13 protein-coding genes are annotated in these 12,000 nt (G+C 71.0%); 12 read left to right on the forward strand and 1 reads right to left on the reverse strand.

Annotation, left to right across the window (positions count from 1 at the left end; translation table 11 throughout):
* Window positions 1–210 precede the first annotated feature (210 nt).
* Complete coding sequence (locus tag Q0112_RS19450) at window positions 211–774, reverse strand: helix-turn-helix domain-containing protein (RefSeq protein ID WP_367278467.1); 564 nt, start codon at window positions 772–774, stop codon at window positions 211–213.
* A 56-nt stretch (window positions 775–830) separates the two neighbouring features.
* Here Q0112_RS19450 and Q0112_RS19455 point away from each other — a divergent pair, with 56 nt between their 5' ends.
* The 12 genes from Q0112_RS19455 to Q0112_RS11675 all read left to right on the forward strand — a co-directional run.
* Entirely contained in the window at window positions 831–1,019 is a 189-nt protein-coding gene (locus Q0112_RS19455; protein ID WP_367278468.1) for a hypothetical protein, read from the forward strand.
* Window positions 1,016–2,818, forward strand: coding sequence for a hypothetical protein (locus tag Q0112_RS11625; protein ID WP_297975495.1), 1,803 nt, complete (start codon window positions 1,016–1,018; stop codon window positions 2,816–2,818). Before Q0112_RS19455 ends, Q0112_RS11625 begins: the two co-directional genes overlap by 4 nt.
* Before the next feature lie 20 nt (window positions 2,819–2,838).
* Complete coding sequence (locus Q0112_RS11630) at window positions 2,839–3,894, forward strand: ATP-binding protein (RefSeq protein ID WP_297975498.1); 1,056 nt, start codon at window positions 2,839–2,841, stop codon at window positions 3,892–3,894.
* Window positions 3,891–4,055, forward strand: coding sequence for a hypothetical protein (locus tag Q0112_RS11635; protein WP_297975499.1), 165 nt, complete (start codon window positions 3,891–3,893; stop codon window positions 4,053–4,055). Before Q0112_RS11630 ends, Q0112_RS11635 begins: the two co-directional genes overlap by 4 nt.
* A 32-nt stretch (window positions 4,056–4,087) precedes the next feature.
* Window positions 4,088–5,485, forward strand: a complete 1,398-nt coding sequence (locus Q0112_RS11640; protein WP_324563337.1) for a phage tail tape measure protein — start codon at window positions 4,088–4,090, stop codon at window positions 5,483–5,485.
* A 163-nt stretch (window positions 5,486–5,648) separates the two neighbouring features.
* Window positions 5,649–6,023: a hypothetical protein gene (locus tag Q0112_RS11645; RefSeq protein ID WP_297975501.1), complete on the forward strand. Its 375-nt coding sequence runs from the start codon at window positions 5,649–5,651 to the stop codon at window positions 6,021–6,023.
* Between the two features lie 216 nt (window positions 6,024–6,239).
* Window positions 6,240–7,835 (forward strand): ABC transporter substrate-binding protein, encoded by a 1,596-nt coding sequence (locus Q0112_RS11650; protein ID WP_297975503.1) that lies wholly within the window; start codon window positions 6,240–6,242, stop codon window positions 7,833–7,835.
* An 11-nt stretch (window positions 7,836–7,846) separates the two neighbouring features.
* Window positions 7,847–8,827, forward strand: a complete 981-nt coding sequence (locus Q0112_RS11655) for an ABC transporter permease (RefSeq protein ID WP_297975506.1) — start codon at window positions 7,847–7,849, stop codon at window positions 8,825–8,827.
* Window positions 8,824–9,645 carry an ABC transporter permease gene (locus Q0112_RS11660; RefSeq protein ID WP_297975509.1) on the forward strand — a complete coding sequence of 274 codons (822 nt, stop codon included), beginning with the start codon at window positions 8,824–8,826 and terminating at the stop codon, window positions 9,643–9,645. The genes Q0112_RS11655 and Q0112_RS11660 overlap by 4 nt, the downstream gene beginning before the upstream one ends.
* Complete coding sequence (locus tag Q0112_RS11665) at window positions 9,642–10,418, forward strand: ATP-binding cassette domain-containing protein (protein ID WP_297975512.1); 777 nt, start codon at window positions 9,642–9,644, stop codon at window positions 10,416–10,418. Before Q0112_RS11660 ends, Q0112_RS11665 begins: the two co-directional genes overlap by 4 nt.
* Complete coding sequence (locus tag Q0112_RS11670) at window positions 10,415–11,194, forward strand: ABC transporter ATP-binding protein (RefSeq protein WP_297975515.1); 780 nt, start codon at window positions 10,415–10,417, stop codon at window positions 11,192–11,194. Before Q0112_RS11665 ends, Q0112_RS11670 begins: the two co-directional genes overlap by 4 nt.
* Window positions 11,191–12,000, forward strand: an 810-nt coding sequence (locus tag Q0112_RS11675) for an aminotransferase class V-fold PLP-dependent enzyme (RefSeq protein WP_297975518.1), incomplete at its 3' end; no start/stop codon positions are given. The genes Q0112_RS11670 and Q0112_RS11675, both read left to right, overlap by 4 nt.

Here is a 12,000-nt window from a genome sequence, read left to right on the forward strand (position 1 = left end):
GCGGGCCTTCAGGCCCCCCGAGGCCGGCGCTCACTCCGCAAGCCACAGGAGAGACGATCCGAACGGGCCCCGATCGGACAACCCGCCAGTGAGGCGATACCAATTATTGCGGATCCTATTGCGGATCCTCGCGCGGCCCGGTTTATCGTGCAATTCCAAGTGGTTGACCTCTGGCCGTGATTGAATAATTGGTATCACGTTTCGCCAACCCTAAGCATTTGATTTCGTTAGAACGGCGGCCGATTGCGGATCCCCTTGACCGCTCTTCAGCCTGTCGAGAATTGCCGCCAATGTGTCCGGCGTAACGCCGCGATCATATGCGCCTTTCGCTTTCTCGATCATGTACAGATGGCCAATATCGTCAACTATCGTCAAGGGGTCGGCGAGCTCTCGGAAGAAATCTTTGGACTCAAGCGTGGAAATAATATCACGAACGACAGAATGAACCGTCTCCGGCGGGCAAAGTCTCAGTACCCTTATGATCGCCCGCTCGTGCTCGGTTAACCCCGGAAGGCCAGCGATGTCCTCGTTCGATCCGAGGAGGGAAGCAAGCTCGCGAAAGGACCCCGCGTCACCCGACAGAAGGGCGCTTTCGGGGATCCCAAGCCTCTGACTGATCTGGCGCAGGACTGACGGCTTCGGTTGCGTCCTTCCCGTCTCATAGTTTGCGAGCGCCGATCGGGTGATCCCTACCCTTCGGCTGAAAGCCTCCTGGCTTTCCTCCCCACGCACACGCCGCAGGCGCTCCCCAATTGTGCTGTCTCGTGTTGACATGTGCTAGTTTGTGTATAGAGTTGCTGGCTTGTGTATGCTTGCACGGGACCGGCTCTATGACAACCGTACTGAAGTCAGCTCGCGAGCGTCTGCGTCGCGAAGGCGTGACGGTCGCCGATTGGGCTAAGCGCAATCGGTTTCCCCTGCATGCGGTCCGAGCGGTGCTCTACGGGCGCAACAAGGGAAACTACGGCCAAGCCCACGGGATCGCGGTGGCGCTCGGGGTTAAGGACACCGAAAGGTGAGCTTCGTCTCTCCTAAGGAGTTCGCGGAAGCGCTCGGCATTTCCGAGCGCATTGCTAGACGAGCATTCGCCCGGGGGCGTCCGTGTCATGGCCACGCCCTGCCCGTGATCGAAGTGCCCGGGCAGCGCGGCGGGGCCGGCGGCAAGGTCTGGGCCTTGTCGCTCGACCACTGCTCGCCCGAGCTGCGCGCGATACTTCAGCCGGCGGCTTCGAGCCCCGTTGAAGTCCCCGTTAAAGGGGGCCTTGCCGCTCCGACCATTCGGCTGAAGGGCCGTTCCGATCGGGGACGACGGCGCGTCATCGTCACGCGCGCGTGGGATGCCGGGATTGACCTCCCCGAGGACCGCAAGCGTGCCATTGCCGGCGAGCTGGCGCGCGAAGCGCGCAGCATGGTCGCGAACGACGGCACGTCCAACCGGGAAGTGCTCCGCCTCTGCGCCTTCCACCTTGCGCGGCGCTGCGAGGCGGCGGGCTCCGCCCTGGCGCCGGCCCGACTGCGCGCGATCTGCGCCCTCAATCAGAAGTGGGCGAAGCGGCAGGGTCTCAACCGGTTCCGGTTGGTCCACAAGCACGACTGCGACCACAAGGCTTGGCAGGACGAGGCCGTGCCGCGCATCCGGCGGGCGCTGCACGACACCCCCATGGGGCTGCTGATCGGCGACGTTCACTATGTGGACATCCTCGTTGACGAGAACGGCGAGACGGTGCGCGTGCGGCTGATCGCGTGGCTGGACGCTTCGAGCCTCTTCGCCTGGGTGACGCCCGTGTTCCTGTCGAAAGGCAAGGGCGTCCGGCAGGAGGACGTGGCCGAGGCGCTTTCGCAGGTCGCCTTCTGCCCGCACGGCGGCATCCCGCAGGAGTACTACCTCGACAACGGCTCGGAGTATTCCAAGCTGAAGTCGGCCATGGACCGACTGGCCGACCTCGCCGGAATGCAGTTCAGCGTCACCGCTGCAAAGCCCTACTCGCCGACCTCCAAGGGCGAAATCGAGGGCTTCTTCAACATCCTCGAAGGCATCTTCCGCGGCTTGCCCGGGTGGATCGGCGGCGACCGGACCAACAAGAAGACCGAGAACAAGGGCATGGTCGTGAAGCCTTACGAGCGCGGTCTCGACGCGCTGGCGGCGGATATTCGCGACGCGGTCAGGATCTACAACGACCGGCCGCAGTCCGGCCGGCTCGGCGGCCTGTCGCCCGTCGAAGCGCTCGACGCGAAGATCAGGGCCACCCGCTTCAGCGCGCGCGTCCCGAGCGACGACGCCTTCGACCTGATCTTCAGCCGCCCCGAAACACGGATCGCCCGGCAGGGCATGATCACGATCCGCGGCGCGCTCTACCACTCGCCGCGCATGGACGATCTGCCGGTCGGCGCGCGCTTGGAAGTCCGCGTTCCGCTCCGGAAGGGACGCGACCGCGTCTTCCTGCGCCACGAGAGCGATGATCTTGGCTGGGCCGAGCTGCAACCAGTCTTCGCCCATGGCGAGCGCGCAGGGGCTCGGCACCAAGCCGAGCTGGAAAAGGGCCGAACCGACGCGCTCGAGCACCTGCGGGCGCAGACCGACCCGACCGTCTCGACCTTCGAGCTACAGAAGGCCGCGGTGCGGCAGGTCGCGCCGGCCGCCGGCGATCCCGAAGCCTGGACCTTCGCGATCGACAAGACGCTCCTGCCGCCGAGCCCAGCGGATCGGGCCGAGGCCGAGGATGCCGAGCGGCGGGCCATCATGGAGGAATTCCTCGCGATGAGCGCGAAGAGTGAGAGACCGGCGGCAGCCACCGCCGGCCTCTCTGGTGCAACGTGACCTTTCAGAAGGAGCGTCACATGGAGAAACCTATCATCGAAACCGGGGTCGCATCAACGATCCGCGCGGCCGCGCGGCAGATCGCCGACGGCGCGGGCCTCGGGCTCGCGCGCGGACCGGCCGGCATCGGCAAGAGCTTCGCGCTCGACCTGGTCGCGACCGAGCTGGCAGCGGGCGGCACGGAAGTCGTGCGCGTCACGGCCTCGCCGGTCATCGGCGGCTCCGCCATCGCCTTCATGCGCGCTGTCCTCGCGCCTTATCGGATCGATGTCAGATCAACCCCCGACGCCTTCGACGCAATCTGGGAGCTTCTGCGCGGGCATCCGTTCCAGCGCTTCGGCACGCGCGCCGTCTTCATCGTCGACGAGGCGCAGGAGCTGAAGACCGTCATCCTCGAGACGATCCGCTCGCTCTGGGACCGCGGAACCGACGCGCGCCTCGGCGACGAGCACGCGCCGGCCTTCGGCTGCCTCTTCGTCGGCAACGACACCTTCATGGGCAAGGGCGGCAACGTCCGCACCGCCGCCTTCCGGCCGCTCCTCTCGCGGGTGACGCACAACATCAACCTGCCGCGCCCCTCGCGGACAGAGCTCGCCGACTTCGCCAGCTCCCTCGCGCCGGAGAGCGCGGAGCTTCAGGCGATCCTGCGCGACCTCGGCGAGAGCGCCGGTCACTTCCGGGCGCTGGCGACCGCGATGCGCGTCGCCGGCGGTATGGGCGACGGCCCGATCGGACCGGACCGCCTGCGCGCGGCGATCAAGACGATGGGGGGGGCGGTGATGGCCGAGATGCTGACGCTCAACGCCTACCTGACAGAGGAGCGGCGGGAGGCCCTTCAAGGGCGGTTCGCCCTCTGCACTCCCTTGAGCGAGGCCGAGCTTCCCGTGTTCGGTCGCGCCGTGGAGGAGCTGCCGGAGATTGTCGACGCGCTGCGCGCCGAGCTCCCCGAAGCGAGCCCCAAGGTCGCGGAGCTTCTCGACGCGGCGGCGACCGCGTCGACGATGATCCGGGGCGCTCTCCGCCGGAGCTTCCCCGCCGGAGCTCTCGGCGCGGCCCAGACTGGGAGGGTGCAATGAAGGGGCGTGTGAAGCTCGCCCTCGAGCTGACCGACGCCGAGTGGAACCAGGTCGACGACGTGATCCCGGAAACCGCCGAGCTGATCAGCGACGCGGCGGGAACCCTCGATCTGATGGCGGACATGCTCACAGCCGGCGCGGACCTGCACCCGGCGCGCTGACGAACCTGATCCAGCGTCAGGGTGGCTACGCGATGTCCGTGGGCCTGGCGGCCGAGGAAGTCGCGGCCCTCGGCACGGCTTTCCTGTCCTCCAACCTCGGGCCGGAGGTCGCCGCCACTGCGCTGAGGAACTTCACCGGCGCGCTGGCCAATGGCGAGGCCGCGACCAAACGCCAGTCCGACGTGCTGGGACGGCTCGGCTTCGATACCGTCGACCTTGCCAAGCGAATGCAGATCGACGCGAAGGGCGCGATCCTCGACGTCGTCGGCGCGTTCGGCCAGCTCGAGGCGCACGAACGCGCCGGCGCGATCAGCATGCTCTTCGGCGAGGAGGCAATCGGCAGCGTCACGCCCCTCATCGAAAACCTCGGCTTGCTCGAAACCGCCTTCGGGCTGGTCGGGAACAGGGCCGACTATGCCGGTTCGATGACGCGCGAGTATGAGGGCATCGCTGAGACCACCAAATCCCGCCTGACCGTGCTCACCAACAGCATGACCGCGCTGTCCGTCGTCGCCGGCACCGCACTTCTGCCAGCGTTCGTCGCGCTGCTCGAGGCAACCACGCCGATGATCCAGTCCTTCAGCGACTTCGCGGCGGCCAACCCCGGGCTGATCCAGTCGGTCGCCGGGCTCGGCGCTGGCCTCTGGGTTATCCGCGCCGCGATGCTCGCCACCAATGCCGCCATGATGACCAACCCGATCGTCGCCGTCATCGCTGCGGTCGCCGCGGGCGCCTTCATGATCTATCGGAATTGGGACGGCATCGTCGCCTACTTCTTGGAGAAGATCGACGCCGTCCAGGCCGCCTTCGACGAGGGCCTGCTCAACGGCGTGCTGACCGCGCTCGCCGAGTTCGACCCATTCCGCCTGATGTTCGAAGGCGCGGTCAACCTGGTCGAGTACCTGACCGGCTGGGACCTCTCCGCGATCGAGGAGAGGATCGCCGCCGCCTTCGACTTCAGCCTCTTCGGCGCCGGCATGCGGCTGATCCAGTCGGCCTGGGACGGGATGCTCTCGATCGTCGGGCCGATGGTCAGCTCGATCTCGGCCAAGATCGCCGCCATCGTGCCGGACTGGCTGCTGCGCGCCTGGGACTGGGTCTCGGGCGGCGGGGCGAGCTCGGCCGAGGGGAGCCCCGCCGGCCGCGCGATCGGCGGGGCGGTGCGGGCCGGGCATCTCTACCGCTGGATGGAGGAGGGCGAGGAGCTCTTCGTTCCGCGGGTGGACGGCAACGTCATCTCCACCCGGGAGCTGAAGGCGCTGCGCGCCGGCGGCGCGCGAAGCAGCACGACGACGATCAACAACGACATCGTGGTCCACGCCGCGCCCGGCCAGTCGCCGCAGGAGATCGCGCGCGAGGTCCTGCGCGCGATCGAACGGCGCGCCGGGCGCGGAGCCGAGCTGCACGACGGTGGGGCCTATGCCGTTTAGCGGCTGAAACGAGTTCGGGAATGGAGAGTGCAGGCTCCGTTCTCGTCCCGGAGCGGGGGTTCGTGAAGGTTGCCCCGTTCCGTCGCCTGCGGGAGGTCCGGCTGTTCGTCGTGGTCCGGCCGGTCTTCCCGCAGGCACCATCAACGCCTGGAGGACATGACGAATGACCGCCGCGGACATCGACCTCGCCATTGCCGAGCTGGAGCCGATCCTCGCCGGTTTAACCCGCCTCAAAGGGGCGCTTGAACGGCACCGCGAAGCTCTACTGCAAGATCGGCTGTCAGCCCTGCCGCCCTGCGACGTGCCGCCCACCGAGCACCGCCGCCTGCACCGCCCCGGCGTGCAGGCCAAGCTCGACGCCGACCCCGAGCTTCAGGCATTCGTCCTCGCCCGCCTCGACCGCCTGACCTTCCACAATATTGCCGCGGAGGTCGCTCAATACTTTCCGCCCGAGCGCCGCGTCCGCCACTCTGCCATCCACGCATGGGCTTCCCGCCGCCGGTCCCGCGCCCGGATGAGCCCTGACCATCCCGGATAGCCCGCGGACTGCCGATCACTTCCGAGATCCCGCAATTGGTATCATGGGATAGGAATTGGTTACACTACACCAGTGCCCAAGCAACTATCGTATGATATCATAATCTTAAAAGAATTCGGCACTGCGCGGATCCATGCAGGCCGGTGCGGTCTTGCATCCCGAGCCGTCTGGTGCGAGCGTCCGTCCCCGGTATTCTCCATCAGGGTTGGACGTGCCATGCTCCCCTCCGTCTCCCGACGCACCCTCCTCGGCACCGCCGCCGCGCTCCTCGCCTCGACGGCGCTCCCCCGCCTCGCCCGCGCCGCCGAAGGCGGACGGCTCGTCGTCGCCGCCGACAGCGAGCCGCGCCAGCTCAACCCGGCCATCGTCGCCTCGAACGGTGTCTTCTTCATCGCCTCGAAGGTCGTCGAGCCGCTCGCCGAGGCCTCCTACGAGGGCGACGGCCTGCGTCCGCTCCTCGCCACCGCCTGGGAGGGCTCCGACGACGGCCGCACCATCACCTTCACCCTGCGCGAAGGCGTCACCTGGCACGATGGCACCCCCTTCACCTCGGCCGACGTCGCCTTCTCGGCGATGGAGGTCTGGAAGCCGCTGCAGAACATCGGCCGCAGCCTCTTCGCCGACCTCGAGGCGGTCGACACCCCCGACGATCACACCGCAGTCTTCCGCTTCTCCAAGCCGACGCCGCTGCAGCTCATCGCCAACGCCCTGCCGGTCGTCTCCTCGGTGCTGCCGAAGCATCTCTACGAAGGCACCGACATCGCCGCCAACCCGGCGAACGGCGCCCTCGTCGGCACCGGGCCCTTCACCTGGGGCGAGTATCGTCCGGGCGAATACTACCTCCTGAAGAGGAACCCCGCCTACTGGAACGCCGGCGAGCCGCACCTCGAGGAGATCGTCTTCCGCGTCCTGCCCGACCGCGCCGCCGCGGCGAGCTCGCTCGAGGCCGGCGAGATCCAGCTCGCCGCCTTCTCGGCGGTGCCGCTGGCCGACCTCGCCCGCATCGCCGGGGTGCCGGGCCTCGAGGTCGTCACCAAGGGCTACGAGGCGCTGACCTACCAGCTCGTCGTCGAGATCAACCACCGCAACGAGTACCTGCGGAACCTGAAGGTCCGCCAGGCCATCGCCCACGCCATCGACAAGCGCTACGTGCTCGACGCGATCTTCCTCGGCTACGCCGAGGAAGCGACCGGCCCGGTGCCGAAGAACGCGCCGGCCTTCTACACCGGCGACGTGACCACCTACGGCTTCGACGTCGAGAAGGCCAAGGCGCTCCTCGACGAGGCCGGCTTCCCGGCCGGGCCGGACGGGGTGCGCTTCCGGCTGAACCTCCTGCCCGCGCCCTATTTCAACGAGACCAGGCAGTTCGGCGACTACCTGCGCCAGGCGCTGGCCGCCATCGGCATCGACGCCACCATCGTCGCCAACGACAGCGCCGGCCACCAGAAGGCGGTCTACACCGACCACGCCTTCGACCTCGCCATCGCGCCGACCGTCTTCCGCGGCGATCCGGCGATCTCGACCACGATCCTCGTCCGTTCCGGCATCCCGGCCGGCGTCCCCTTCTCGAACCAGGGCGGCTATGTCAGCCCCGCGCTCGACGCCCTGGTCGACGAGGCCCTCGTCACCCTCGACCCGGCGAAGCGGGTCGAGCTCTACGACGAGTTCCAGCGCCTCGTCACCGCCGACCTGCCGCTCATCAACGTGGCCGACTGGTCCTTCACCTCCGTCGCCTCCGACAAGGTCGAGAACATCGCCACCAACCCGCGCTGGGCGGTGTCGAACTGGGCGGACGTCGGCCTCGAGGAATGAGGCGCCGATAGGTGCCGCGCCTCCTGCGCCGGGTTGCCACGCGGCTCCTCGGCAGCATCCCGGTCCTCGTCATCGTCGTCGTCGGCGTCTTCCTCTTGCTCAACAGCGCCGGCGGCGACGCGGTCGACGCCTACCTCCTCTCGATCGGCGGCGGCGACGCCCAGCAGGCCGAGGAGCTCCGCATCCGCTTCGGCCTCGACCAGTCGGTGACGGCGCGGCTCGCCCTCACCCTCGCCCAGCTCGCCCGCGGCGACCTCGGCTATTCCGTTGCGCTGAACCGCCCGATCGGCGCGGTGATCGCCGAGCGCCTGCCCAACACCCTCTGGCTGATGGGCAGCGCCACCGCCCTCTCCTTCGCCCTCGGCTCCGCCCTCGGCGTCCTCGCCGGCCGCCGCCCCGGCTCGGCCGCCGACCGCCTCCTCTCCGCCGGCTCGCTCTTCCTCTACTCGATCCCGAACTTCTGGCTCGGCCTCGTCCTCTCCGTCGTCTTCGCCGTCCGCCTGCGCTGGCTACCGGTCTCCGGCATCGAGACCATTGCCTCCGGCAAGACCGGCCTCGCCCGCGCCGCCGACATCGCCCAGCACCTCGTCCTGCCGGTCTCCGCCCTCGGCATGATCTACCTCGCGCTCTTCCTCCGCGTCATGCGCGCCGGCATGGTCGAGGCCTGGGGCCAGGACTATACGCTCGCCGCCCGCGCCCGCGGCGTGGCCCCCTGGCGCATCACCCTCAACCACGCCGCCCGCAACGCGCTCCTGCCCCTCGTCACCATGCTCGGGCTGCAGGCCGCCTCGATGCTCGGCGGCTCCGTCGTCATCGAGAGCGTCTTCGGCATCCCCGGCTTCGGCCGGCTGGCGCAGGAGGCGGTCGCCGGCCGCGACGGCCCGCTCCTCATGGGCGTCATCCTGGTCAGCGCCCTCATGGTCGTCGCCGCGAACCTCCTCGTCGACCTCGCCTACGGCGCCCTCGACCCGCGCGTCGGAGGCCCCCGGTGATCCGCGAGCTCCTCCGCCGCCCCGAGGCCCTCCTCGGCGGCCTCCTCCTCCTTCTCATCGCCGGCGCCGCCCTCCTCGCCCCCGTCCTCTCGCCCGGCGACCCGCTCGCCATCGCCGGCCGTCCGCTCGTCCGCCCCTTCACCGACCCGGCCTTCCCGCTCGGCACCGACGGCCTCGGCCGCGACCTCCTCGCCGGCGTCATCCACGGCGTCCGCACATCGGCCGCCATCGGCCTCGCCGCCGCCCTCGTCGCCGTCCTCGCCGGCATGCTCGTCGGCACCGCCGCGGGCTTCGCCGGCGGCCTCGTCGACGAGGCGCTGATGCGCGTCGTCGACGCCTTCCAGATCGTCCCGGGCTTCCTGCTCGCGCTCGCCTTCGTCTCCGTCACCGGCCCCTCGCTCGCCGTCGTCGCCATCGCCATCGCGCTCGGGGCCTGGACCGGCCCGGCGCGGCTCTCCCGCTCGCGCGTCCTCGCGCTGCGCGAGGCCGACTTCGTCGCCGCCGCCCGCGTCATGGGCATGCACCCGGCCGAGATCGCCCTCCGCCAGGTCATGCCGCTCGCGCTGCCGCCCGTCCTCGCGGTCACCGCCGTCATCGTCGCCGGCGCCATCCTGACCGAGTCCGCCCTCTCCTTCCTCGGCCTCGGCGACCCCAACGCCGTCACCTGGGGCGGCATGATCGCCGAGGGCCGCAACCAGCTCCGCTCCGCCGCCTACCTCTCGATCATCCCCGGTATCGCGCTGGTCCTGACCGTCATCTCCATCTACCTCGTCGGCGAGGCGCTGACCGACGTCCTCGCCGGGAAGCGCCAGTCGTGACCTCGCTGGCCACCTGCGACCGCCTCACGGTCCGCTATCCCGGCGCCGCCCGCCCCGCCCTCGCCGACCTCACCCTCGCGCTCCACGCCGGCGAGAAGCTCGCCGTCGTCGGCGAATCCGGCTCCGGCAAGTCCACCCTCGCCCGCGCCCTCGCCGGCCTCCTCCCCGTCGGCACCGCGCTCTCCGGCGCGATCCGCTGGTCCGGCCCCCCGCCGCGCCCCGGCCGCGACATCGGCACCGTCTTCCAGGACCCCGGCGCGAGCCTCGACCCGCTCCTCACCGTCGGCGCCCACCTCGTCGAGGGGCTCCGCGCCCCCCTCCCCCTCGGCCGCGCCGAGGCCCGCGCCCGCGCCGCCGCGCTCCTCGCCCGCGTCCACATCCCCGACCCCGAGCGGGCGCTCGCCGCCTGGCCGCACCAGTTCTCCGGCGGCCAGGCCCAGCGCATCGCCATCGCGCTCGCCATCGCCGCCGGCCCGCACCTCCTCGTCGCCGACGAGGCGACCTCGGCCCTCGACGTCCTCGTCCAGGCCGAGATCGTCGCGCTCCTGCGCGAGCTCTGCCGCGACGCCGGCATGACGCTCCTCTTCATCACCCACGACATCGCGCTCGCCGGCACCCTCGCCGACCGGGTCGCCGTGCTCCACGACGCGCGCCTGGTCGAGATCGGCCCCGCCGCGCGCCTCCTCGCCGCCCCGCGCGAGCCCTATACCCGCGCCCTCCTCGCCGCCCAGCTCGACCTCGCGAGCCCCCGCCTCGTCGGGACCCGGCCATGACCCTCCTCGACGCCAGGGGCCTCGCCAAGACCTACCCCGGCGAGCGGCGCATCCGCGCCCTCGACGACGTCTCGCTCTCGATCGCGGCCGGCGAGACCCTCGGCCTCATCGGCCCCTCCGGCTGCGGCAAGTCGACGCTGGCCCGCGTCCTCGCCCGCCTCGCCACCCCCGACGCCGGCTCGGTGCGCCTCGACGGCCTCGACTGGCTCGCCCTCTCCGGCGCCGGCCTGCGCCACGCCCGCCGCCGCCTGCAGATGGTTTTCCAGGACCCGGCCGCCGCCTTCCACCCCCGCGCCACCGCCGGCGGCGCCGTCGCTGACGCGCTGCGCATCCACCGCCTCGTCCCCCGCCGCGACCGGCCCGAGGCGGCGGCGGCGCTGCTCCGCCAGGTCGGCCTCTCCCCCGACCTCGCCCGCCGCCCGGTCGCCACCCTCTCCGGCGGCCAGCGCCAGCGGGTCGCCATCGCCCGCGCCATCGCCCCCCGCCCGCGGCTCCTCGTCCTCGACGAGGCGGTCTCCGCCCTCGACGCCTCGGTCCGCGCCCGCGTCCTCGACCTGCTCGTCCGGCTCCAGGCCGAGCTCGGCCTCGCCTATCTCTTCATCGGCCACGACCTCGCGGTGGTGCGCGCCGTCTCCCACCGCATCGCGGTGATGGACGCGGGGCAGATCATCGAGACCGGCCCCGCCGAGGCGCTCCTCTCCGACCCCGGGAGCCCGCTCCTCCGCCGGCTGATCGCCGCCGTGCCCGCGCTCCACCGCAAGGATCCTCCCGTGTGACCGCCCCCGTCCTGCCCTGGCTCCCCCTCCCGGACGCCCCGACCTTCCCGCCCGCCGGCTACGCTCCCCTCGCCGACGCCATCGCGCGCCTCCTCGGCACCCGCAACGACGTCCTCCTCATCCAGGCCGAGGCCGTCGTCGCGCTCGAGGCGACCGCCACCTCCCTCGGCCGCCCCGGCCTGCGCGCCCTCAACGTCGTCACCTCGACCTACGGCCGCTGGTTCGGCGCCTGGCTCCGGCGCGCCGGCGCCGAGGTCGCCGACCTCGCCGCCCCCGAAGGCCAGCCCGTCGCCGCCGCCGCGCTCGCCGAGGCCCTCGCCGGCGCCCGCTTCGACCTCGTGGCCCTCGTCCATGCCGAGAGCGCCTTCGGCATCCTCAACCCGCTCGAGGAGGCCGCCGCCCTCGCCAAAGCGCAGGGCGCCCTCCTCGTCGTCGACGCCGTCGCCTCGTTCGGCGGCCACCCGCTCGACGTCGACGCCCTCGGCATCGACGTCGCCGTGATCGGCCCGCAGAAGGCGCTCGGCGGGCAGGCCGGCGTCTCCGCCGTCGCCGTCTCCCCCGCCGCCTGGGCGCGCATGGCCCGGCCCGGCGCGGCGCCCTCGATCCTCTCGCTCGCCGACCAGCGCGCGCTCTGGCTCGAGACCGGCCGCCGCGAGCTCCCCGGCACCCCCTCGGCGCTCGAGTTCCACGCCCTCGCCCAGACCCTCGCCCGCGTCGAGGCCGAAGGGCTCGCCGCGATCGTCGCCCGCCACCGCCGCGCCGCCGCCGCCGCCCGCGCCGGCGCACGGCAGCTCGCCGGCCGCGCC

The organism is uncultured Amaricoccus sp. (assembly GCF_937858865.1).
Classification (GTDB): Bacteria; Pseudomonadota; Alphaproteobacteria; order Rhodobacterales; family Rhodobacteraceae; genus Amaricoccus.

What these genes read in the sequence shown, in the direction of transcription:
- Q0112_RS11645 (WP_297975501.1), top strand. Translation starts at nt 5,649, where the DNA reads ATGACCGCCGCGGACATCGACCTCGCCATTGCCGAGCTGGAGCCGATC.
- Q0112_RS11635 (WP_297975499.1), top strand. Translation starts at nt 3,891, where the DNA reads ATGAAGGGGCGTGTGAAGCTCGCCCTCGAGCTGACCGACGCCGAGTGG.
- Q0112_RS11630 (WP_297975498.1), top strand. Translation starts at nt 2,839, where the DNA reads ATGGAGAAACCTATCATCGAAACCGGGGTCGCATCAACGATCCGCGCG.
- Q0112_RS19450 (WP_367278467.1), bottom strand. Translation starts at nt 774, where the DNA reads ATGTCAACACGAGACAGCACAATTGGGGAGCGCCTGCGGCGTGTGCGT.
- Q0112_RS11640 (WP_324563337.1), top strand. Translation starts at nt 4,088, where the DNA reads ATGTCCGTGGGCCTGGCGGCCGAGGAAGTCGCGGCCCTCGGCACGGCT.
- Q0112_RS19455 (WP_367278468.1), top strand. Translation starts at nt 831, where the DNA reads ATGACAACCGTACTGAAGTCAGCTCGCGAGCGTCTGCGTCGCGAAGGC.
- Q0112_RS11670 (WP_297975515.1), top strand. Translation starts at nt 10,415, where the DNA reads ATGACCCTCCTCGACGCCAGGGGCCTCGCCAAGACCTACCCCGGCGAG.
- Q0112_RS11650 (WP_297975503.1), top strand. Translation starts at nt 6,240, where the DNA reads ATGCTCCCCTCCGTCTCCCGACGCACCCTCCTCGGCACCGCCGCCGCG.